This window comes from Streptomyces sp. NPDC050704, from assembly GCF_040654355.1.
GTDB lineage: Bacteria > Actinomycetota > Actinomycetes > Streptomycetales > Streptomycetaceae > Streptomyces.
In genome coordinates this window covers 21,572-44,221 of record NZ_JBFAHW010000029.1, presented here as the reverse complement: position 1 = coordinate 44,221, position 22,650 = coordinate 21,572, and the positions used below count along the sequence as shown (strand labels likewise).

Sequence of the window (22,650 nt, the reverse complement as noted above, 5' to 3'; positions counted from 1 at the left end):
TACAAGTTCCGGAGGAGCTGTGCTGTACCAGATCGAGTACACCGAGCGCGCCGCCCACCAGCGCGACACGCTCCCCGAAGACAGGCGCAAGCTTCTTGAACGCGGGCTGCGCAAGCTGGCCGAGGACCCGTTCACCCCGGTGTCTCAGGCTGTCAGCGGCGAGGACATCCGCGTGGTCTCCGTCGCCCCTGGGCTGACCGTTGACTACATGGTCCACCGGGCCTTCCTGATCCTGGTCTCCGTGGCGATCCTCGACCGGTCGCTGATAGAGGACGACGAGTAGGCGGCCCCGCTGCCTCTACTTCACCTCCAGCTGCAGAATCTTGTCGTCCCCGCTTTCGGGGGACCCCCGGCCGTCCGTCTCGCTCGTCACCAGCCACAGCTTGTTGCCGCCCGCGGAGACCACTGTGCGCAGCCGCCCGTACTCGCCCTCCAGGAAGGCCTGGGGGTCCGCCGACGCCTCTGTGCCCTTGAGCGGGACGCGCCATAGCCGCTCGCCCCGCAGGCCTGCCATCCAGACGGAGCCCTCCGCATAGGCGATGCCACTGGGAGAGGCTTCGTCCGTGCCCCACTGAGCGATCGGGTTGTGGTACTTGGAGTCGTCCGACTTGCCTTCCGCGTCCGGCCAGCCGTAGTTGTCGCCCGGCTTGATGTGGTTCAGCTCGTCCCAGGTGTCCTGGCCGAACTCCGAGGCGAACAGCCGCTGCTTGGAGTCCCAGGCAAGACCCTGCACATTGCGGTGGCCGTAGGTGTAGACGGGGGAGTCGAAGGGGTTGCCCGGCGCCGGCTCGCCCTCCGGGGTCAGCCGGAGGATCTTGCCGCCGGTCGACTTCTTGTCCTGGGCCAGCTCGGTTTCGTACGTCTCGCCCGTCCCCACGTACAGCAGCTTGTCCGGACCGAAGGCGATCCGCCCGCCGTTGTGGTTCGTGCCCTTCGGGATGCCCCTGAAGACCGTGTCCGGGGCGCCCAGCTGCTCACCGGCCGGCTTCTTCTCGTCGTACAGCATGCGCACGATGCGGTTGTCCGACTCCGAGGTGAAGTACGCGTACACCATGTGGTCCGACGCGTACGCCGGAGAGAGCGCCAGGCCCATCAGGCCGCCCTCACCGGCGGGGGCGACTCCCGGCACCGAGCCCAGCTCGGTCTTCTTACCGGTCTCCCCGTCGACCCGGGTGATCGTCCCCTCGTCCCGGGAGGACACCAGGAGGTCGCCCTCAGGGAGCGGTGCGAGGCCCCAGGGGGTCTTCAGGCCCTCGGTGACGGTCCGCACGACCTTCACGGAGCCCTTGTCCGGCGGCGCTTCCTCGGCCGCCTGCTCCGACGCGGGGGTCCCGGCCTCCGTATCACTCGCGGAAGTGCTCCGGCCGCTCTCCGGCTCCTCCTCGTCGCCGGAGGAGCACCCGGCCGTCAGCAGGAGCGTGGCTGCGGCCAACACGGCCGTCACAGCTCGACGTTGCACGATCAGGATCCCTTCGACGCGGCAGGTTCTACTGTTCATACACCGCTCGCGTCCCCCGAGTTCCCGATCACGGAACACCAAATCGCCGGACCTCCCACCGATCACGCGGTTTCGGTCCCGAGACCCTCCCCGGATCAGTCCCAGGACCCCTGCGCCGCGGGCAGCGCCGCCACCTCCGCGAGGTCCTGAGCCGTCAGGCGCAGGCCGGCCGCGCCCGCGTTCTCCGCCGCGCAGCACGCCCGCTTGGTTCCCGGCACCGGCACCACGTGCCGACCGCGGGAGAGCACCCACGCGAGTGCCACCTGCGCGGGGGTGACCTCGATGTCCTCCGCCCCCTGCGCCTCCTGTGTCCCGGCCGCCGAGAGCCTGCGCGCGATACGGCGGAGACCGGCGACGATCGGCTGGTTCGCGGCCATCATCTCGGCGGTGAAGCGCGGATGCCGGGCGCGTACGTCGTCGGGCTCGAAGCCCTCGCCCGGGGTGAGCGTCCCGGAGAGGAAGCCGTTGCCGAGCGGCATCGCCGCCAGGAAGCCGACACCGCGCGCCTCGCACCACGGCAGCAGCGCCTCCAGCGCGTCCGGCGACCACACCGACAGCTCGGCCTCCACCGCGCTCACCGGGAAGACCTGCTGCACCCGCTCCAGCTGCCGAATCGTTCCGTCGTGCAGACGTGCCCCCGACCGGCGGCCGGCCCGCGCGCCCACCGCGCACAGCCCGAGCGCCCGCACCTTGCCCGCCGAGACGAGCTCAGCCATCGCGCCCCACGTCTCCTCGACCGGCACCTCGGGGTCGGCGCGATGCAGCTGGTACAGGTCTATGACGTCCGTTTGCAGGCGGCGCAGCGAGGCGTCGCAGGCCCGCTTCACATAGCCGGGGCGCCCATTGGCCACGATGTGCTGCTCGCCCACCAGCAGGCCGACCTTGGTCGACACGAAGGCCTCGGAGCGCCGCTCCTTCAGTACCCGTCCCACCAGCAGCTCATTGGTGAACGGCCCGTACATGTCGGCGGTGTCGAGGAGTGTCACGCCCTGGTCCAGAGCGGCGTGCACGGTCCGCAGCGACTCGTCGCCCCGCTGCCGCGAACCCGAGTACGCCCAGCTCATCGGCATGCACCCGAGGCCGACAGCACCCACCTCGAGCGCCGCCGCCCCGATCGTCCTGCGCTCCACCTGGCCGTACCCTCCCTCTCCTGGCACCCCAAACTAACCTCTGCACCTCCGGGTGCTTCGCATAGCCTCCTGACCATGACTTACGAAGTGTGGCTGCCGTTCCGCCCGGACGACCTCGACGGCCTTCCCGAAGAGCTCAACTACCGCTTCTGGAACGGTGAGCAGGAGTTTCCCGCCGATCCCGCCGACTGCGCGTTCTACGTCGTGCCCTACATGCAGCCGAGCGACGTCTCGGTGCGCCCCATGGCCGACATGACGTCCGTACAGGTCGTGCAGACGCTGTCGGCCGGCATCGACCACGTCCAGCCGGGGCTCGGACTGCTGCCCCAGGGCGTGCGGTTGTGCAATGCGCGCGGGGTGCACGACGCCAGCACCGCGGAACTCACGCTCACCCTGATCCTCGCCTCGCTGCGCGGCATCCCGGACTTCGTCCGGGGGCAGGACCGCGAGGAGTGGAGGTCCGGGTTCCGCCCGGCGCTCGCCGACAAGACCGTTCTGATCGTCGGCTACGGGGCAGTCGGTTCCGCCATCGAGGACCGGCTCGCGCCCTTCGAGCTCGCGCGGGTGGCGCGCGTCGCGCGCTCCGCACGTGAGACGGCGCGCGGCCCAGTGCATCCGATCACCGCACTGCCCGAACTCCTCCCGGAAGCCGACGTGGTGGTGCTCATCACCCCCCTCACGGAACAGACGAAAGGCCTGGCCGGCGCCGACTTCCTGGCACGGATGAAGGACGGGGCGCTGCTCGTGAACGTCGCCCGCGGCGGTGTCGTCGACACCAAGGCGCTCCTCGCCGAGCTGGAGAGTGGCCGGATCCGGGCGGCCCTGGACGTCACCGATCCCGAACCGCTGCCCCCGGGACACCCGTTGTGGCATGCGCCCGGAGTGCTCATCAGCCCTCATGTGGGCGGTCCGACCTCAGCGTTCCTGCCGCGCGCCAAGCGGCTCCTGGTGGACCAGTTGAACCGTTTCGTGAACCGGGAGCCGCTGCGCAACGTGGTCCTTACGACGGGCTCCTAGCGGGCTCCTGGTCCGCGTCGGGCACCCTCCGCACTCCCCCGAACGCGGACCGTGTCCGCATCGCCGCTGGTGGTCACGGAGCGTAGAGGAACTATGTCCCTGAGTGACGAGACTGGTGTATCGTCCCGACAGGGGCAGCGCCGCGAACCATTCGGCGCCGGGGATCAGGACAGCAACTGCGAGGGGGGCGACGGGCGATGCACGGCCTATGGACCAACGATCCGACGCGGCGGGGCCGCCGACGGCGACCCTGGCACGCGGCACCGCGCAGACGCGGCCACAGCTGCCACAGTGGCCACCACCGGAGGCACGGCGGCCGCAGGCGGCACGCGCATCCGGCGCACCGGGACCAGAGGGACTCGGGGGCGGCACGGACCGGAGAGACACAGTGAGCTCCCCGGGGGCGTTGCTGGCCGGCCGGCCGGTCGTCGGCGGCGGAGGCGGCGGGACGAGCATGATCCCGCAGCTCGCGCTGGCCCTGGTGTGCGCGGGATACGCCGTCGGTTCCGCGCTCGGCTGGGGTTCGCCGAAACTCGCGCTGATCATGGGCGACTTCGGGCTGAGCGCGGCGGCGGCCACCGCGGCCGTCTCCTGCTTCTGCTGCGCCCGCACCCGCCGCAGCCGCTTTCGACCGGCCTGGCTGCTGTTCTCGCTCTCCTCCGCGATGGCGGCGGTGGGCAACTTCGTCTGGGGATGGTACGAGGTCGTCCTGGAGAGCCCGGTGCCCAGCCCGAGCTACGCCGACCTGTTCTTCCTGTGCTTCGCGCCGCCGGCCATCGTGGGACTGCTCGTCCTCGCCAAACGGCCGGTGAGCAAGGCAGGTTGGGTCTGTCTGGGGCTGGACGCCTGGCTGATCGGCGGCTCGCTGATCACGCTCTCCTGGAGCCTCGCGCTCGCCCACGCGGCGAAGGCGGAGGGTCCGAGCGTCGCGCACAGTGCGCTGTCGCTCGCGTATCCACTGCTGGACATCGCCCTGGTGAGCATGGTGCTCGCCCTGCACTTCAGGCGCGCGTCGGTGAACCGCTCCGCGGTGAACACCGCGATCGGCGCCCTGGCCCTGACGGTCATGTGCGACGCCCTGTTCACCTCACCACTGCTGCACAACGACTACCGCTCAGGGCAGTTGCTCGACGCCGGCTGGTTCGCCGGCTCGCTCCTGCTCGCCTACGCCCCCTGGGTGGGGCCACGACACGGACACACGGAAGAAGAGGGGCACACGCGCGTGGTGTACGGCTACGTGCCTGGGCCCCGGCAGGGCCAACCGGCACACGTGCCCCTCCAGGAAGGAGGTCACAGTCGGAATCCGGCCAGCCGGCCCATCACCAGTTCGCTGGCGGCGCTCACCCCCTACCTGGCCGCCGCCGTCTGCACCCTGGGGATCCTCTACAACGTGCTCAACGGCCGCAGCGTCGACCGCGTGGTGCTCATCACCGGTGGGACGGTCGTCCTCGCCCTCGTCGTACGCCAGGGCATCATGCTCATCGACAACATCACCCTCACCCAGGAACTGGCCCAGACGGAAAGCCACTTCCGCTCCCTGGTGCAGGGCTCCAGCGACGTCATCATGATCGCCGCACCGAACGGCATCCTCCAGTACGTCAGTCCGGCCGCCGCCGGGGTCTACGGACGGCCCGCCGAGGAGCTCAAGGGTTCCGAACTCGCCTCGCTGATCCACCCGGAGGACCTGGGCTGTGTGGTGCACGAGGTGCGCCGCTTCCTCGCCGCCAGCCCCGCCGAGGAACCCACCACCCGCATAGAGTGCCGTTTCAAGTCGGGCGACGGCGGCTGGCTCAACGTCGAGTCGACCGTCAACCGCCACCACGGCGGCCTCCTCTTCAACAGCCGTGACGTGACCGAACGGGTGCGCCTGCAGGCGCAGTTGCAGCACAACGCGGAACACGACCCGCTCACCGACCTGCCCAACCGCGCCCTGTTCACCAAGCGCGTCGGACAGGCGCTCTCCGGCCGCCGCTCCTCCGACCGAGGCACCGCCGTCCTCTTCATCGACCTCGACGGCTTCAAGGCCGTCAACGACACGATCGGGCACCAGGCCGGCGACGAGCTCCTCGTCCAGGCCGCCCGCAGACTCCAGGAGGCGGTACGCCACGGGGACACCGCCTCCCGGCTCGGCGGCGACGAGTTCGCGGCCCTGATCGTCGGCGACGGCAGCCGCGACCGCACCGCGCGCGAGCGCCACATCTTCGAGCTCGCCGACCGGCTCCGCCTGACCCTCTCGCAGCCGTACACCATCGACGGCAACGATGTCCGGGTCGCCGCGTCCATCGGCGTGGCCTTCGCGGAGCCCGGCCTGGGCGCGGGTGAGCTGCTGCGCAACGCCGACCTGGCGATGTACCGGGCCAAGGCCGCGGGCAAGGGCCGTGTCGAGCTGTACGCGCCTCAAATGCAGCAGGACGTCGTACGGAGGGCCGAGCTGGCCACCCGGCTGCGGGCCGCCCTGCACGACGGCGAGTTCGCGCTGCTGCACCAGCCCGTGGTCTCTCTCGACACCGGCCGGATCACGGCGGTCGAAGCCCAGGCGCGCTGGCGCTCGGCCCAGGGCGTGCTGTTCACGCCCGCCGACTTCCTGCGCGTCGCCGAGGACAGCGACCGCACCGCGGAGCTCGGCCGCTGGACGCTGGAGGAGGCCGTCGAGCAGGCCGCCGAGCGCAGCGCCACCGGGCTCGCCGTGCCCGTCGCCGTCCGGATGACCGCCCGCAGGCTCCTCGACCGGTCCATGCCCCTCGGCTCCGTCGAGGCCCTGCTGACCCGGCACGGCCTGCCCTCCGGCGCCCTGCTCCTCGAACTGGCCGAAACCGACCCCAAGGTCTCCCTGGACGAGCTGGAGCGCCGTCTGAACGCGCTCAGGCGCCTCGGTGTCCGGATCGCCCTGGACGGCTTCGGCAACGGCTACGCGACCATCACCGCACTGCGCCGCCTCCCCGTCGACGTACTGAAACTGGACCGCAGCCTGGTCGAGGGTGTCGTCGAGTCGGCCAGGCTCCACAAGATCACCAGTGGGGTGCTCCGGATCGCGTGCGACCTCGGGCTGCAGACCGTGGCCGACGGCGTCGACCTGCCCGAGCAGGCCATCGCCCTGCGCTCGATGGGCTGCACGCATGGGCAGGGCATGGCGTTCTGCGGGCCCCTGGACGAGTACCGGCTGCGCCGCGCGCTGGCGGCCGGTCACTACCCGGTGCCCCACGGCCCGGCCGAGCCGGTCTTCGTGGGTGGCGGAGGAGGCGGTGTCTACGCAGGTGGGAGCACGAGTGCGAGTGCGTATGCGGCCGGGGCCTCCGCGTCGGCGTACGGGACCGGTACCGCGCTCCGCTCACATGATGAGACTCCCGTCCCACCCACTTGACAGGCACCGCGTGCCGGGGAGAGGGTCTGTGCCATGCGCACCCGAATTCTCGTACTTGGAAAGCGCGTCGGCTGAGCTGGGACGCACCGGATCCGATGACCCGGAACTCCCAGCGACCGCACCCGACGCGCTCCCCTCGCTTGCCTCACGGCACGAGGGGTTTTTTGTTGCACAGGAATCAGTCGTACACCGCACAAACTTCGCAAAAACCCTCAGCATCGAGAAGAGAATGCCGATGACCGAGCAGGCCACCGGGGCCCACCATCCGCAGCCGCGGCCCCGTTCCGGAGGACAGCAGTCCGCCCCCGAGCACGTCACGGGCGCGCAGTCCCTCATCCGTTCTCTCGAGGAGGTCGGGGCCGAGACGGTATTCGGTATTCCCGGCGGCGCGATCCTCCCGGCCTACGACCCGCTGATGGACTCCAAGCGGGTTCGGCACGTGCTCGTCCGCCATGAGCAGGGTGCGGGCCACGCGGCCACCGGCTACGCGCAGGCCACCGGAAAGGTCGGCGTCTGCATGGCGACGTCCGGTCCCGGTGCCACCAACCTGGTCACCCCGATCGCCGACGCGCACATGGACTCCGTGCCGATGGTCGCGATCACCGGCCAGGTCGCCTCCAAGGCGATCGGCACGGACGCCTTCCAGGAGGCGGACATCGTCGGCATCACCATGCCGATCACCAAGCACAACTTCCTGGTGACCAAGGCCGAGGACATCCCGCGGACGATCGCGGAGGCCTTCCACATCGCCTCCACCGGCCGGCCGGGTCCCGTCCTCGTCGACATCGCCAAGGACGCCCTCCAGGCGCGGACCGTCTTCCAGTGGCCGCCCACCCAGGACCTGCCCGGCTACCGCCCGGTGACCAAGCCGCACGCCAAGCAGATCCGCGAGGCCGCCAAGCTGATCACCCAGGCCAAGCGGCCCGTCCTCTACGTCGGCGGCGGCGTCCTCAAGGCACACGCCACCGCCGAGCTGAAGGTCCTCGCAGAACTCACCGGAGCGCCCGTCACCACCACCCTGATGGCGCTCGGCGCATTCCCCGACAGCCACCCGCTGCACGTGGGAATGCCGGGCATGCACGGTGCGGTCACCGCCGTCACCGCGCTGCAGAAGGCCGACCTGATCGTCGCCCTCGGAGCCCGCTTCGACGACCGCGTCACCGGCAAGCTGGACAGCTTCGCCCCGTACGCCAAGATCGTCCACGCCGACATCGACCCGGCCGAGATCGGCAAGAACCGCGCCGCCGACGTGCCGATCGTCGGTGACGCCCGCGAGGTCATCGCCGACCTGGTGCAGTCCGTGCAGAAGGAGCACAGCGAGGGCAACACAGGGGACTACAGCGCCTGGTGGAAGGACCTCAACCGCTGGCGCGAGGCCTACCCGCTCGGCTACGAGCAGCCCGCGGACGGCTCGCTCTCCCCGCAGCAGGTCATCGAGCGCGTCGGACAGCTCGCCCCGGAAGGCACGATCTTCGCGGCGGGCGTCGGCCAGCACCAGATGTGGGCCGCGCACTACATCCAGTACGAGAAGCCCGCCACCTGGCTGAACTCCGGCGGCGCCGGAACCATGGGCTACGCGGTCCCGGCCGCGATGGGCGCCAAGGCGGGAGCACCGGAGCGCACGGTCTGGGCGATCGACGGCGACGGCTGCTTCCAGATGACCAACCAGGAGCTCACCACCTGCGCTCTGAACAACATCCCGATCAAGGTCGCCATCATCAACAACGGTGCCCTCGGGATGGTCCGCCAGTGGCAGACCCTCTTCTACAACCAGCGCTACTCCAACACGGTGCTGCACTCCGGCCCCGAGGCGGACAGCGTCGGATCCAACAGCGGCTCACCCGCGTCGCCGAGCGCCGGCACCCGCGTCCCCGACTTCGTGAAGCTGTCGGAGGCCATGGGCTGCTACGCGATCCGCTGCGACAACCTGGACGACCTCGACAAGGTCATCGAAGAGGCGAACTCCATCAACGACCGACCCGTCGTGGTCGACTTCATCGTCCACGAGGACGCGATGGTGTGGCCGATGGTCGCCGCCGGCACCTCGAACGACACGATCATGGCCGCCCGAGACGTCCGCCCCGACTTCGGCGACAACGAAGACGACTGAGAGCCGTAGGCAAAGGAATAGGTAAAGGAAACAGACCCATGTCCAAGCACACGCTCTCCGTCCTGGTCGAGAACAAGCCCGGCGTCCTCGCCCGGATCACCGCCCTGTTCTCGCGCCGCGGTTTCAACATCGACTCGCTGGCCGTCGGCGTCACCGAGCACCCCGAGATCTCCCGTATCACCATCGTGGTGAACGTGATCGAGGCGCTGCCGCTCGAACAGGTCACCAAGCAGCTCAACAAGCTCGTCAACGTCCTGAAGATCGTCGAACTGGAGCCGGCTTCCGCGGTCCAGCGCGAACTCGTACTGGTGAAGGTGCGCGCGGACAACGAGACGCGCTCCCAGATCGTCGAGATCGTCCAGCTGTTCCGCGCCAAGACCGTCGACGTCTCCCCGGAGGCCGTCACCATCGAGGCCACCGGCGGCAGCGACAAACTGGAGGCCATGCTCAAGATGCTGGAGCCGTTCGGCATCAAGGAGCTCGTCCAGTCCGGCACGATCGCCGTCGGCCGCGGCGCGCGTTCGATCACGGACCGCTCGCTGCGTGCGCTCGACCGCTCGGCATAGGGCCCGCAAGGCTCGTAGAAGATACGTAGTAGTGCTCGCAGAAGATACGTAGAAGATTCACGTACGACCGGAAACGGGCGGTGGGAGAGCCGCCTGCCGCCCGTATTCCGAGACCCCGGAACGTCCCTTCCCCCTCCCGCCGTACGGTGGGACGTAACACCCAGCACACAGGACATAGGAGAGAACCCAGTGGCCGAGCTGTTCTACGACGCCGACGCCGACCTGTCCATCATCCAGGGCCGCAAGGTCGCGGTCATCGGTTACGGCAGCCAGGGCCACGCCCACGCGCTGTCGCTCCGTGACTCGGGTGTCGACGTCCGGGTCGGTCTGCACGAGGGCTCCAAGTCCAAGGCGAAGGCCGAGGAGCAGGGCCTGCGCGTGGTGACCCCGGCCGAGGCCACGGCCGAGGCCGACGTCATCATGATCCTCGTCCCGGACCCGATCCAGGCCCAGGTGTACGAGGAGTCCATCAAGGACAACCTGAAGGACGGCGACGCGCTGTTCTTCGGCCACGGCCTGAACATCCGCTTCGGCTTCATCAAGCCGCCGGCCGGCATCGACGTCTGCATGGTCGCCCCCAAGGGCCCGGGTCACCTCGTGCGTCGCCAGTACGAGGAGGGCCGCGGCGTTCCGTGTATCGCGGCCGTCGAGCAGGACGCCACCGGCAACGGCTTCGAGCTGGCGCTGTCGTACGCCAAGGGCATCGGCGGCACCCGCGCCGGCGTCATCAAGACGACCTTCACCGAGGAGACCGAGACCGACCTGTTCGGTGAGCAGGCCGTTCTCTGCGGTGGTACGGCCGCGCTGGTCAAGGCCGGTTTCGAGACGCTGACCGAGGCCGGCTACCAGCCGGAGATCGCGTACTTCGAGTGCCTGCACGAGCTGAAGCTCATCGTCGACCTGATGTACGAGGGCGGCCTGGAGAAGATGCGCTGGTCGGTCTCCGAGACCGCCGAGTGGGGCGACTACGTCACCGGCCCGCGGATCATCACGGACGCCACCAAGGCCGAGATGAAGAAGGTCCTCGCCGAGATCCAGGACGGCACCTTCGCGCAGGCCTGGATGGACGAGTACCACGGCGGTCTGAAGAAGTACAACGAGTACAAGACCCAGGACGAGAACTCGCTCCTGGAGACCACCGGCAAGGAGCTGCGCAAGCTCATGTCGTGGGTCAGCGACGACGAGGCCTGAGCCTCGCGGCAGGGGGCCGGCGCGAGCCGCTCCGGCCCCCTGACCGAACCCCGGGTAACGCCGCTGTCCCATGTGTCCCATGGCGTCGGCCACGTCCGGGTGATCCTTCCGCGGAGGCGTGGGATGACGTCCGCCGCGGCACTAGACTGCTCCACTACATACGCGTCGGGCCCACAGCGTCGTGCGTCTTCCACGCGGACAACCCTCCACCGCCTGCGGCCGTCGGGACGGCCGTCCGCAATGGACCTGTGAGGACTCACGTGAGCTCGAAACCTGTCGTACTCATCGCTGAAGAGCTGTCGCCCGCGACTGTTGACGCCCTGGGCCCGGACTTCGAGATCCGGCACGTCAACGGGGGTGACCGGGCCGAGCTGCTGCCCGCGATCGCCGACGTCGACGCGATCCTGATCCGTTCCGCCACCAAGGTCGACGCGGAGGCCATCGCCGCCGCGAAGAAGCTGAAGGTCGTCGCACGAGCCGGCGTCGGCCTGGACAACGTCGACGTCTCCTCGGCCACCAAGGCCGGCGTGATGGTCGTCAACGCCCCCACCTCGAACATCGTGACCGCCGCCGAGCTCGCCTGCGGTCTGCTGCTGGCCACCGCGCGCCACATTCCGCAGGCCAACACGGCGCTCAAGAACGGCGAGTGGAAGCGCTCCAAGTACACCGGTGTCGAGCTCGCCGAGAAGACCCTCGGGGTGGTCGGCCTCGGCCGCATCGGTGCGCTCGTCGCCCAGCGCATGTCGGCGTTCGGCATGAAGGTCGTCGCCTACGACCCGTACGTACAGCCCGCGCGGGCCGCGCAGATGGGCGTCAAGGTCCTCTCGCTGGACGAGCTGCTCGAGGTCTCCGACTTCATCACCGTGCACCTGCCCAAGACGCCCGAGACCGTCGGTCTCATCGGCGACGAGGCGCTGCACAAGGTCAAGCCCTCGGTGCGGATCGTCAACGCCGCGCGCGGCGGGATCGTCGACGAGGTCGCGCTGTACTCCGCGCTCAAGGAGGGCCGGGTCGCCGGCGCCGGTCTCGACGTGTACGCGAAGGAGCCCTGCACGGACTCCCCGCTCTTCGAGCTCGACCAGGTCGTCTGCACCCCGCACCTCGGCGCCTCCACCGACGAGGCGCAGGAGAAGGCGGGCATCGCCGTCGCCCGCTCCGTCCGTCTCGCCCTCGCCGGCGAGCTGGTCCCGGACGCGGTCAACGTCCAGGGCGGCGTCATCGCCGAGGACGTCAAGCCGGGCCTGCCGCTCGCCGAGAAGCTCGGCCGTATCTTCACCGCGCTCGCGGGCGAGGTCGCGGTCCGGCTCGACGTCGAGGTGTACGGCGAGATCACCCAGCACGACGTCAAGGTGCTCGAACTCTCCGCGCTCAAGGGCGTGTTCGAGGACGTCGTCGACGAGACCGTGTCGTACGTCAACGCCCCGCTGTTCGCCCAGGAGCGCGGCGTGGAGGTGCGGCTGACCACGAGCTCGGAGTCCCCGGACCACCGCAACGTCGTCACCGTGCGCGGCACGCTGAGCGACGGCCAGGAGGTCTCGGTCTCCGGCACGCTCGCCGGACCCAAGCACCACCAGAAGATCGTCGCCGTCGGTGAGTACGACGTGGACCTCGCGCTCGCCGACCACATGGTCGTCCTCAACTACGCCGACCGTCCCGGTGTCGTCGGCGCGCTGGGCCGCATCCTCGGTGAGGCCGGCATCAACATCGCCGGTATGCAGGTGTCCCGCACCGACCTCGGTGGCGAGGCGCTCGCGGTGCTGACGGTGGACGACACGGTTCCGCCGAACGTGCTGACGGAGCTGGCCGACGAGATCGGTGCCACGTCTGCTCGGTCGGTCAACCTCGTGTGAGGTGCCCGCCACTGGGGGCTGCCGCCCCCAGGCCCCCGCTTTCGGCCTGAACGGCCTCGTCCTCAAACGCCGGACGGGCTGGAGGGTGCTGGGGCGGGCTGGTAGGTGGCGGGCAGGTTGGTAGTTGCTGGGCGGGCCGGAGTATCCGGCCCGCCCAGCAACTTTGTGTGGTCGTCCTCGCGTACCCGCACCTCGCGCAGGGTCGCCGCCGCCAGGGCCGCCGCGGCCAGCAGGATCACCGCGCCGGCGATCGCGGCCGCCTGCATTCCGCTGGTGAAGGCCTCGCGGGCCGCGGTCGCGAGGGCGTCGCCCGCCCGGTCCGGCAGCTGTTGGGCCACGGCGAGGGCGCCGCCGAGGGTCTCGTGGGCGACGGCCGGGGCGCTGTCGGGGATCTCGTCGCGGTAGACCGCGGTACCGATGGAGCCGAGGAGTGCCATGCCCAGCGCGCCGCCGAACTCCGAGCCGGTCTCCAGCACCGAGGAGGCGGTGCCCGCCTTCTCGACCGGCACGGTACTCAGCGCCAGGTCCATCACCTGGGACATCACGATGACGAGCCCGGAGGCGATGACCGCGGCACCGCCCAGCACCAGCCACATCGAGTCCGTACCGGAGACGGCCAGCATCGCGAAACCGCAGGCGGCGATCACGAAGCCCGCGGAGACGACGTACGCCCGGTTCACCCCCCGCGCCACCAGCACCGCGGCGGTCGGCGCGGCGACCCCGATCAGCACGCTGGGCAGCAGGCTCCACAGCGCGGCCTCCATGGAGCTCTTGCCGAGGACCGACTGGAGGTACTGGGTGGTGAAGTAGGCCGAGCCCATCACCGCGAACATGGAGAGCAGGTTCAGCGAGACGGCGGGGGAGAAGCCGCGGCTGCGGAAGAGCGCGGCCGGGATCATCGGTGACTCGACGGTGCGCTGGCGGTGCACGAAGAGCGTGGCGAAGAGCAGGCCGACGGTCACCGAGACGACGTACCGGACGTTCCAGCCCTCGGCGGAGATCTCCTTGAGGCCGTAGATCACCGGCAGTACCGCGGCCATCGACAGCGGCACGCTCAGCAGGTCGAAGCGGCCCGGCTCCGGGTTCCTGGACTCGGGGAGCAGGACCGGGCCGAGGACCAGCAGGAGCGCCATCGCGGGCAGGTTCACCAGGAAGACCGAGCCCCACCAGAAGTGCTCGACGAGGAAGCCGCTCATCACCGAGCCGAGGGCGATGCCGGCCGTCATCACACCCGACCAGAGCGCGATCGCCTTCGTGCGCTGGGCCGGGTCCGTGAACATCGTGCGGATGATCGCCATCGTCGACGGCATCAGCGTCGCGCCGCCGATGCCGAGCACCGCGCGGGCCGCGATCAGCGTCTCGGCGCTGTCGGCGTACGCGGCCACCAGCGAGGCCGCGCCGAAGGCGGCGGCGCCCAGCAGGAGCAGCCTGCGGCGGCCGAAGCGGTCGCCGAGCGCGCCCATCGTCATCAGCAGTCCGGCGAGCACGAAGGCGTACATGTCGAAGATCCACAGCTGCTGGCTGCCGGACGGCTCCAGGTCGGCGCTGATCTGCGGGATCGCGAAGTAGAGGACGGAGACGTCCATCGAGACCAGCAGCAGCGGCAGCATCAGCACGCCGACCGCCGCCCATTCACGGCGGCCGGCGAGGGTTGCGGGGGAGGTGGTCGTGCTCGTCGGGCTTGTCATGGCGAGGAATGTACGCACGTCTTAAACGCTTGTCTAGTACGAGCGTATGAGACTGTCGTGTAATACCGGCGTCTGGGACGCTTGTCTGTCCCGGGAGTACGCTGACCCGCATGGGACACCGTGAGGATCTGCTCGAAGGCGCCAAGCGCTGCCTGCTGGAGAAGGGCTTCGTGCGTACGACGGCACGCGACATCGTCAAGGAGTCGGGGACGAACCTCGCGTCGATCGGTTACCACTACGGGTCGAAGGACGCGCTGCTCGCGGAGGCGTACATCTCCATCGTCGAAGGGATCTCCGACGACTTCGACGCGGGCGTCCGGGCCGTCGACGACACCGAACCGGGCTCCCTGGAGCGGTTCCACGCGGTCTGGTCGAACATCGTCGGCACCATGGGGAAGCCCGGCTCGCCGTGGCACCTCAGCATGGAGATCACGGTCCTGGGCGACAAGCTGCCCGGCGTCCGCGATCACCTGGCCAAGGCGCAGCGCGAGGCGGCGCGCGGCATCATTCCCATGCTCATGGGAGGCCGGGAGGAGGACGTCCCGGAGGGTGACGTCGACACGCTGGGCAAGTTCTATCTGACGCTGATGAACGGGCTCATCGCGCAGTGGACCTTCGACCCCGAGACCGCGACGAGCGCCGACGAACTCACCGAGGGTCTGCGGCGGGTGATCGCGGGTGTGGCGGGGACTGCGGGTCCGGCACCGAAGTCGTCCTGAGGATCCGGCCGTCGCGCATCTCCGCGACGCGGTCGCAGAAGTGGCGTACGAGTGCCATGTCGTGGCAGATGAACAGGTAGCCCAGGCCCAGGCGTTCCTGGAGCTCGGCCAGCAGGTTCAGGATGCCCGCGCGCAGGGACGGGTCGAGTGCCGAGACCGGTTCGTCGAGGACGAGGAGCTTCGGTTCGCAGGCCAACGCGCGGGCGATACCGGCGCGTTGGCACTGCCCGCCGGAGAGCTCGTGCGGACGCCGGTCGCCGTGGGCCGGGTCCAGGCCGACCTGCTCCAGCAGTTCGGCCACGCGCTCGGGTCCGGTCGTACGGTCCCAACCGCCCTGTACGCGCAGGGGTTCCGCGATGGCGTCGCGGATGCGGTGGCGGGGGCTGAGCGATCCGTACGGGTCCTGGAAGACGGGCTGCATCGTCTGCCTGAGGGGCCGCAGCCGTCGTTCGTCCAGTGACGTCAACTCCTGCCCGTCGAACCACACTTGACCGCTGTCGGGGCGGCGCAGCTGCAGTACGGCCATGGCCGTGGAGGACTTGCCGCAGCCCGAGGGGCCGATGAGGCCGAGGGTCTCGCCGGGGGCGATGGCGAAGGAGACCTGGTCCACGGTGGTGCGGGGGCCGTGGCGGACGACGAGGTCGCGTACGTCGAGAAGGGGGCGGGCGCTCACGCGGACTCCAGGAACAACTCGGCGGGGTGGTCGGGGAGTTCGCGCCAGTGGTGGCAGGCGACGGTGCGGCCGTCGTGGGTCTGGGGCTCGGGTTGCTCGGTAAGGCAGCGGGTCGCGTCCGCGAGGGGGCAGCGGGGGGCGAAGGCGCAGCCCGGTGGGAGGTCGGTGGGGGCGGGTGGTGCGCCGGCGATGGCCGGGAGCCGGCGCGCCGCGGGTTTGGCGGAAGATGCGCTGCGGGTTCGCTGTGGCTGGTCGTGCCCCGCGGCGGAGCCGCATGATGTCACAGCCCCGCGCCCCTTACGGGGCGCTCCTACTGGTACCGATGCCAGCAAGCCCGCCGTGTAGGGAGCCCGGGGCCGCGTGAAGACCTGGTCGACCGGGCCCTCTTCCACCAGCCGGCCCGCGTACATGACCAGCATGCGGTCGGCGTGTTCGCGGACCGTCGCCAGGTCGTGGGTGACCAGGACGAGGGAGGCGCCCGCGTCCGCGCTCCGGCGCGCGAGCAGACCGAGTACCTGGCGCTGGGTCTCCGGGTCCTGCGCGGTGGTCGGTTCGTCGGCGATGACCAGGTCGGGGGAGTGGAGCATCGCCATGGCGATGACGGCCCGTTGACGCATGCCGCCGGAGAACTCGTGCGGGTAGGCACGGGCCTTGTCCGGCGCGATGCCGACCTCCTCCAGCGCGGCCACCGCCCTGGCCCGCGCCGCCTTGCGGGAGACACGGTCCACGGACCGTACGGCGGCGGCGAGTTGGTCGGCGACGGGGTGCACGGGGGAGAGTGCCGAGAGGGAGTCCTGGGGCACGAGGGCGATGCGGCGGCCCCAGAGGGCGGCGCGTACCGAACGAGGGGCGCCGACCAGTTCGTACGAGTCTGGAGTCGTTCCCAGCCGTACGGTGCCGGTCACCCGCGCCTCCCGTGGCTCCATGCCCAGCAGCGCGCGGGCCGTCAGTGACTTGCCCGCGCCCGACTCGCCCACCACGGCGAGGACCTCACCCTCGCGGACGTCGAAGGAGAGGCCGCGTACGGCTTCGAGGGCGCCGAAGGAGATGCGCAGGTCCCGGACGGAGAGGAGGACGTCGGCGGTCAACGGGATGACTCCTTGCGCGGACGGAGGGCGGCCGAGGCGGACGTGAAGGCGGACGCGACGGCGGCGGCGAAACGGGTGCGGGACGGTGAGCCGGCCCCGGCTCCGCTCTCCGCGTACGCCGCCGACGACACGGCGAGACCGGCCAGCAGTGCCAGCGCGACCGCCGGGGCCAGGGCCGCCCACGGGGCCCGTTCCACGTACGCGCGGGACTCGTCGAGGAGCAGCCCCCACTCCGGCGCGGGCGGTTGTGCGCCGAGACCGAGGAAGCCGAGGGAGGCGAGGGCCAGGGCGATGCCGGGCAGGCGCAGCAGCGCGTGGCGGGTGACCGGGGCCGCCACGGAGGGCAGCACGTGCCGGGTCAGGATCCACAACGGGCTTGCCCCGATGGCCCGTTGGGAGAGAAGGAACGACGAGGCGCGAACCTCCTGCACCAGCGCCGCCGCGTGCGCCGCCAGCGGGGGCCACGAGATCAGGGCCACGGCCAGCGCGGCTCCGCCCGTGCCGGGTCCCGCGGCCGCCGCGACCAGGATGCCGACGATCACCGGCGGCAGCGCGTTCGCGATGTCCGAGGCGCCGGCGGCCACGCTCGGCAGGAAGCCGAGGGCCAGCGCGAGCAGCAGGCTGAGCAGGCACACCGCGGCCGCCGTGCCGACCGTCGACGCGGCCCCGTGCCCGAGCCGGGCCAGCACGTCACGGCCGAGCCCGTCCGTGCCGAGGGGGTACGCCCAGGAGGGAGCTCGCAGACGGGCGGTGGTGTCCACCGTGTACGGGTCGCGCAGCAGGCCCCAGCCGATGCAGGTCAGGAGCACGGCCCCGAGCACCGCCGGAACGGCCGGGTGGGCGCGGACCGGGCGGGCCGCGGGCAGCGTGAGACCCGCGTCCCGCAGGGCGGGGCCCAGCAGCCGGCGTCGTACGACGGCCGCCAGCGCGCCCATGACGAGGCCCAGCGCGAGCAGCGCCAGGACGGAACCCTGGAGCAGCGGCAGGTCCTGCGACTTGGCCGCGCCCAGCGCCGTACGTCCGATGCCCGGCACCGCGAACACCACCTCCACGGCGACCGCCCCGCCGGTCAGGCCGACGGCGACCATGCCGAACTGCGGTACCAGGGGCGGGAGTACGCGCCGCATGGCGGCCGCGGAGATCCTCGCGCCGCTGACTCCCGCGCCGCGCCACAGCTCCACCCACCGCTCGTCGAGGACGGCGGGCAGCGCGTCGGCGACCAGGCGGCCGAGCAGTCCGCCGCCGGGGATGCCGAGCGCGAGCGCCGGCAGCACCATGTACTGCGGCCCCTGCCAGCCGGAGGTCGGCAGCCAGCCGAGCCATACCCCGCACACCAGCAACGCGACCGTGGCCAGCAGGAATTCGGGCAGCGCGGCGAGCATCGCGCCGAACGCGCCGGCCGACCCCCGGCCCCGTACGAGAACGGGAGCGACGAGCAGACACGTCACCAGCAGGGCGACTCCGAGCGCCGCGCCCATCAGGGCGAGCGACACCTGGAGCCCGGCGACGACCGACGGCAGGACGTCGGTGCCCGACACCCAGGACGTGCCGAAGTCGCCGCGCAGCAGGCCCGAGGCCCAACTCCCCAGCAAGGAAAGGGGACCCGCGTCGAGGCCGAGGTCGGCGCGGATCGCGGCCAGTGCCTCCGGCGTGCCCTCCTGTTCGGCCGAGCGGGCGCGCAGGACCGTGAGCGCGGGGTCGCGGCCGGAGAGCCAGGGGAGCAGTCCGACGGTGGCGAGGACCACGGCGAGGCAGCCGAGCCGCGTGAGAGCGGTCCGGCTGCCAGGGGTCAGCAAAGGAGCCAACAGGCGTTTGGCGGCGATCACTTGACGTAGGTGTCCGCGGTGATCAGGGTGCGCTCGCGCGGGTCGTGTGCGACGTCCATGACACCGGCCGCGTCGCCCTGGATCACGCGCTCGTGCAGCATCGGTATCGCGGCGTCGGTGGCCAGCACAGCGGCCTCCGCCTCGATGACGGCCTTGCGGCGCGGCTCACCGGCCGTCGTCTCGGAGGCCTTGACCAGGGCGGCGTCCGCCTTCTTGTCGTTCAGCTGCGAGATGTTGAAGGAACCCTTGGAGCCGAAGTCGCTGTAGAGGTAGGCGGCCGGGTCACCGGAGTCGAGGATGGTCGCCCGGGACAGGATGAACGCGTCGAACTTGCCGGCCAGCGCGTCGGCTTCGATGTTGGCGTACTCGCGGATGTCCAGCTTCACCTTGAACCCGGCCTTCTGGAGCTGCTGTTGCAGCGTCTGGGCCACCTCGGGGAGTTCGGCGCGGTCGGTGAACGTACCGATGGTGATGCTGGTGCCGTCCGGGTCACCGGCCTTGGCGCGCTTGACCGGCGTACGGAGGTCCGCGGCCCACGGGAGCGCGGGTCCGAGAAGCCCCTTGGCGACGTCCGCGCGGCCCTCGTACACGCCCTTCACGATCGACTCGGCGTCGATGGCCTCACGGGCGGCGGCCCGCAGCGAGGCGTCCTTGAAGGGTCCGCTCTCGGTGTTCAGGTAGAAGGTGTTGGTGCGCGGCATCGGCACCTCGGTGACCAGGTCCTGGTCGAGCAGCGCGGCCTGCGACACCGGAATCGACTCGACGACGTCGGCCTCTCCGCTGCGCAGGGCGGCGGCGCGTGCGGTGCCGTCCGGCACGTACTTCGCGTCGATGCCGGGGGACTTGGCCTTCTCGCCCCAGTAGTCGTCGTAGCGGTCGAGGGTCGCCGACGAGGTGCCGTTCACCTTCGTCAGCTCGAAGGGGCCGGTGCCGGCGCCGACCGGGCTGACCGTCTTCCCCTTGTACGCCTTCGCCGCGAGGATCGACAGCTGCGGCGAGCTCAGCCGCTGCGGGACCAGCGGGTCCTCGGTGGCGGTGGTGACGGCGACCGCGTTGCCCTCGGCCTTCACCGTCAGGTCCACGCCGTCGAGGATGCGCGGCTTGGGGGAGGCGGCGGCGGCCGTGCCGAGCGACTGTACGACGGCCTCGGCGGTGAGCTTCGTGCCGTCGTGGAAGGTGACGCCGTCGCGTATCTCGAAGGTCCACGTCTTGCCGCTCTGCTGCCACTTGGTGGCGAGGGCGGGCTCGGCGTCGCCCTCGGCGTCGAGGGTCACCAGCGTCTCGGCGGTCGACCAGCGCGACAGCTTGAACGCGTCGTCGGTGAGCGGGGAGAGCCCGGAGCGCGGCGGCTGCATCATCGCGACGCGTATGCGCTTGCCGTCGCCGTCCGCGGAGCCGTCCGAGGCGGATTCCGAGAAGCAGCCGGTGAGCAGCAGGGTGGAGGCCGCGGTGACCGCGGAGAGGGGGAGAAGGCGAGCGGACTGGCGCACGGAGCACTCCGGGTAAAGGGGTGGTCAATTGGGGATGTGCGCTGACCGTAGCATGATGACAATCGTTTTCAGTAATGGCGTCCGGATTTCGACCCCCGCCCGATGGGGGTCAGGAGGAGCCGACAGTGGCGGCGGGCGGGGTCCAGCGCCGGGTGCGCGGCACGGCGGTGGAGACGCCGTAGTCCTTCTTGAGCTGCTCGGGGATGGTGTAGTGCATGACGCGGCCGCGGGTGAGCGAGGACAGTTCGAGGACCGTGGTGAGGTGGCCGAGCCGGTCCAGGGCCCAGGCGCCGAGCGGTGAGCTGTCCTCGATGCTCTCCAGGACGCCGAGCAGGGCGGGCACGGTCTTGACGACGGTGTCCCAGGCGGTGCGCGGCACGTCCAGCCAGTCGGCGCAGGTGTCGCCGATCAGGTAGCGGATGAGGGAGGAGACGACCGGGTCGAAGAAGGTCCCGGGGACGACCTCCTCGTACAGGTCGATCAGCTGCCGGGTGAGGTGGGCGCCCTCCTCCGACGGGCCCATGTGGCGGGTCATGTAGAGGTCGAAGAACCGGCGGGCGGATTCCAGGTCCCGGGGCGCGTGCTCCTGGTCGACGCCGAGCATGGCGCCGACGACGCGCCAGGCGTAGTAGTACGCCTCGGCGCCGTCCACGCTCATGTGGATGTTGAGGCGGTGCAGGGAGTCCAGGACGAGCAGGGAGAACAGCATCTGCCCGCCGATCATGTCCTCCTGGCAGATCGGCGTGCCGAGGCCCTCGACGTCCCAGTGGCCGTCCCGGGCGAGGTGGTGGCGGATGGAGGCGTGCAGCAGGCGGACCTTCTGGGCGGCCGGGATGAAGCGGCTGCCGGCCTCGAAGGCGCCCGGCTGCATGAGGTAGACGGTGAACTGGCCGGTCTCCGCCATCCGTTTGGACGGGTACTTGAGCGAGTGCGTGGCCGACAGCAGCCGTGCGACGTGCGGGATGACGTAGCAGCCCGGCATGGAGGCGAAGGAGAGGGCGGTGGAGATGTGCACGTTGTTGTCGATGAAGAAGAGCCTGGCCTTCTCCATCTCGCCCCAGTCCACCCAGGCCGGCGGGGCCGCGGTCGCCTCCAGGTACTCCCGGGCGACGTCCGGCAGCCCGTCGGGCAGGGGTGCGCCCGCGGTGGACACGTAACGCATCAGGGCGTTGAACTTGCCCATCTCGCCACGCTCGAACAGCGTGGCGACGGTCGCGTCGGCGAGCTCGTCGCCGGACTGGCGCAGCGCGTCCATCGACGCCGGGGTGTAGGTCATCACGGGTTCCTTCTGGGGCTGGGGCTGGGGCTACTGACGTAGGGCGGGCGGTGCGTCAGTGCCGACGGACCGCGGCGGTGCGGGCCAGTTCGGCCAGTGCCCGGGCCGCGTGTGCGGGCAGGGTGATGTCGTCCAGGGCGTGGGCGGCTTCCTCGACCCGGGCGTCGATCATGTTCTCGACGCGGGCGGGTGCTCCCAGCCGGCTCATCAGGTCGCGTACGCCGTCCAGGTCCTGGGCGCCTGTGCCGCGTCGGCCCAGCAGGCGGCGCAGCTGCTCGCGTTCGGCCGGGCCGGCGGCCTGCCAGGTCTCCGCGAGGAGGACGGTCGGTCTGCGGGTGCGGATGTCGTCCAGGTTGGCCTTGCCCGTACGAGCGGGGTCGCCGAAGAGCCCGAGCAGGTCGTCGCGGAGCTGGAACGCCTCGCCCAGGGGCAGTCCGTAGGCGGAGAACGCCTCGCGCAGCCGCGGGCCCGCGCCGGCCAGGGCACCGCCGATCAGCAGCGGCTGCTCGACGGTGTACTTGGCGGTCTTGTACCGGATCACCTTCAGCGAGGCGCCCGTGTCCGGGGCGGCGCCGGTGTGCAGGAGCTCCAGGCACTCCCCGGCGATCAGTTCCCGGGCCAGGTCCGCCCAGAGGGGGCGGGCCCGCGTCAGATAGGCCGCGGGCAGGCCGCTGGTGACGAACAGCTGCCCGGCCAGCGACATCAACAGGTCTCCGACCAGCATGGCCAGGGCCCTGGCGACCGACTTGGAGCGCGGTCCGCCCGGCCGCGCGCCGACCAGCGCGACGTGCGCCGTGGGCAGGCCGTGCCGGGTCGGGCTGTCGTCGATGATGTCGTCGTGGACGACCGCGGCGGCGTGTACGAGTTCCATGGCGGCCGCGGCCCGTACCAGCGCGTCACTGTCCGGCTGGCCGGCCGCGCGCCAGCCCCAGTAGCAGAACGCCGCGCGCAGCCGTTTGCCGTGGGCCACCGCGACCCGCAGTTGCCCGGCGACCGGCCCCAAGTCCGCGTCGATGCCGAGCAGTTGATCCGCCTCCCGGCTCACGAACCGCTCCAGCTCCCGGTCGATACGGGCCTTGAAGACGTCGGGCTCGTAGCGGTCGGACCTGGACCGGTCGGGCCCGGGCCGGTCGGACCTGGACCGGTCGGTCATCGAACGGTCGGTCA

Annotated in this window: 17 protein-coding genes; 8 read left to right on the top strand and 9 right to left on the bottom strand. The window is 70.7% G+C overall.

Annotated features, from left to right (window positions below; translation table 11 throughout):
* The first annotated feature begins 19 nt into the window (after positions 1 to 19).
* Positions 20 to 283 carry a hypothetical protein gene (locus AB0I18_RS18935; RefSeq protein ID WP_363106641.1) on the top strand — a complete coding sequence of 88 codons (264 nt, stop codon included), beginning with the start codon at positions 20 to 22 and terminating at the stop codon, positions 281 to 283.
* 15 nt (positions 284 to 298) lie between these two features.
* On the opposite strand, the gene AB0I18_RS18930 is transcribed toward AB0I18_RS18935, so the two are convergent.
* Together AB0I18_RS18930 and AB0I18_RS18925 are read right to left on the bottom strand one after the other, a co-directional pair.
* A complete protein-coding gene (locus AB0I18_RS18930) occupies positions 299 to 1,498 on the bottom strand; it encodes a PQQ-dependent sugar dehydrogenase (protein WP_363106640.1) in 1,200 nt (399 codons plus the stop codon).
* Positions 1,499 to 1,593: 95 nt separating this feature from the next.
* Positions 1,594 to 2,628, bottom strand: a complete 1,035-nt coding sequence (locus AB0I18_RS18925) for an aldo/keto reductase (protein WP_363106639.1) — start codon at positions 2,626 to 2,628, stop codon at positions 1,594 to 1,596.
* Between the two features lie 75 nt (positions 2,629 to 2,703).
* Between AB0I18_RS18925 and AB0I18_RS18920 the strand changes: the two genes are divergently transcribed.
* The 6 genes from AB0I18_RS18920 to serA all read left to right on the top strand — a co-directional run bounded on the left by AB0I18_RS18920 (position 2,704) and on the right by serA (position 12,723).
* Entirely contained in the window at positions 2,704 to 3,645 is a 942-nt protein-coding gene (locus tag AB0I18_RS18920) for a 2-hydroxyacid dehydrogenase (RefSeq protein WP_363106638.1), read from the top strand.
* 454 nt (positions 3,646 to 4,099) lie between these two features.
* Positions 4,100 to 7,006: an EAL domain-containing protein gene (locus AB0I18_RS18915; protein ID WP_363106701.1), complete on the top strand. Its 2,907-nt coding sequence runs from the start codon at positions 4,100 to 4,102 to the stop codon at positions 7,004 to 7,006.
* Positions 7,007 to 7,235: 229 nt separating this feature from the next.
* Complete coding sequence (locus AB0I18_RS18910) at positions 7,236 to 9,116, top strand: acetolactate synthase large subunit (protein ID WP_363106637.1); 1,881 nt, start codon at positions 7,236 to 7,238, stop codon at positions 9,114 to 9,116.
* Positions 9,117 to 9,154: 38 nt separating this feature from the next.
* Positions 9,155 to 9,682, top strand: coding sequence for an acetolactate synthase small subunit (gene ilvN / locus AB0I18_RS18905; RefSeq protein WP_363106636.1), 528 nt, complete (start codon positions 9,155 to 9,157; stop codon positions 9,680 to 9,682).
* Positions 9,683 to 9,871: 189 nt separating this feature from the next.
* Positions 9,872 to 10,873, top strand: a complete 1,002-nt coding sequence (gene ilvC, locus AB0I18_RS18900) for a ketol-acid reductoisomerase (protein WP_363106635.1) — start codon at positions 9,872 to 9,874, stop codon at positions 10,871 to 10,873.
* 260 nt (positions 10,874 to 11,133) lie between these two features.
* A complete protein-coding gene (gene serA, locus AB0I18_RS18895) occupies positions 11,134 to 12,723 on the top strand; it encodes a phosphoglycerate dehydrogenase (protein ID WP_363106634.1) in 1,590 nt (529 codons plus the stop codon).
* Positions 12,724 to 12,785: 62 nt separating this feature from the next.
* Here serA and AB0I18_RS18890 read toward each other — a convergent pair whose 3' ends face one another.
* Complete coding sequence (locus tag AB0I18_RS18890) at positions 12,786 to 14,411, bottom strand: MFS transporter (RefSeq protein ID WP_363106633.1); 1,626 nt, start codon at positions 14,409 to 14,411, stop codon at positions 12,786 to 12,788.
* 110 nt (positions 14,412 to 14,521) lie between these two features.
* Here AB0I18_RS18890 and AB0I18_RS18885 point away from each other — a divergent pair, with 110 nt between their 5' ends.
* Entirely contained in the window at positions 14,522 to 15,130 is a 609-nt protein-coding gene (locus AB0I18_RS18885) for a TetR/AcrR family transcriptional regulator (protein WP_363106632.1), read from the top strand.
* Here AB0I18_RS18885 and AB0I18_RS18880 read toward each other — a convergent pair.
* From AB0I18_RS18880 to AB0I18_RS18855, 6 genes are all read right to left on the bottom strand, one after another.
* Entirely contained in the window at positions 15,060 to 15,803 is a 744-nt protein-coding gene (locus AB0I18_RS18880; protein WP_363106631.1) for a dipeptide/oligopeptide/nickel ABC transporter ATP-binding protein, read from the bottom strand. The genes AB0I18_RS18885 and AB0I18_RS18880 overlap by 71 nt on opposite strands.
* A complete protein-coding gene (locus AB0I18_RS18875; RefSeq protein ID WP_363106630.1) occupies positions 15,800 to 16,891 on the bottom strand; it encodes an ABC transporter ATP-binding protein in 1,092 nt (363 codons plus the stop codon). Before AB0I18_RS18875 ends, AB0I18_RS18880 begins: the two co-directional genes overlap by 4 nt.
* Entirely contained in the window at positions 16,888 to 18,684 is a 1,797-nt protein-coding gene (locus AB0I18_RS18870) for an ABC transporter permease subunit (RefSeq protein ID WP_363106700.1), read from the bottom strand. Before AB0I18_RS18870 ends, AB0I18_RS18875 begins: the two co-directional genes overlap by 4 nt.
* A 29-nt stretch (positions 18,685 to 18,713) precedes the next feature.
* Positions 18,714 to 20,207, bottom strand: coding sequence for an ABC transporter substrate-binding protein (locus AB0I18_RS18865; protein WP_363106629.1), 1,494 nt, complete (start codon positions 20,205 to 20,207; stop codon positions 18,714 to 18,716).
* Between the two features lie 109 nt (positions 20,208 to 20,316).
* Positions 20,317 to 21,483: an oxygenase MpaB family protein gene (locus AB0I18_RS18860; protein WP_363106628.1), complete on the bottom strand. Its 1,167-nt coding sequence runs from the start codon at positions 21,481 to 21,483 to the stop codon at positions 20,317 to 20,319.
* 55 nt (positions 21,484 to 21,538) lie between these two features.
* Complete coding sequence (locus AB0I18_RS18855) at positions 21,539 to 22,636, bottom strand: polyprenyl synthetase family protein (protein WP_363106627.1); 1,098 nt, start codon at positions 22,634 to 22,636, stop codon at positions 21,539 to 21,541.
* Positions 22,637 to 22,650 lie beyond the last annotated feature (14 nt).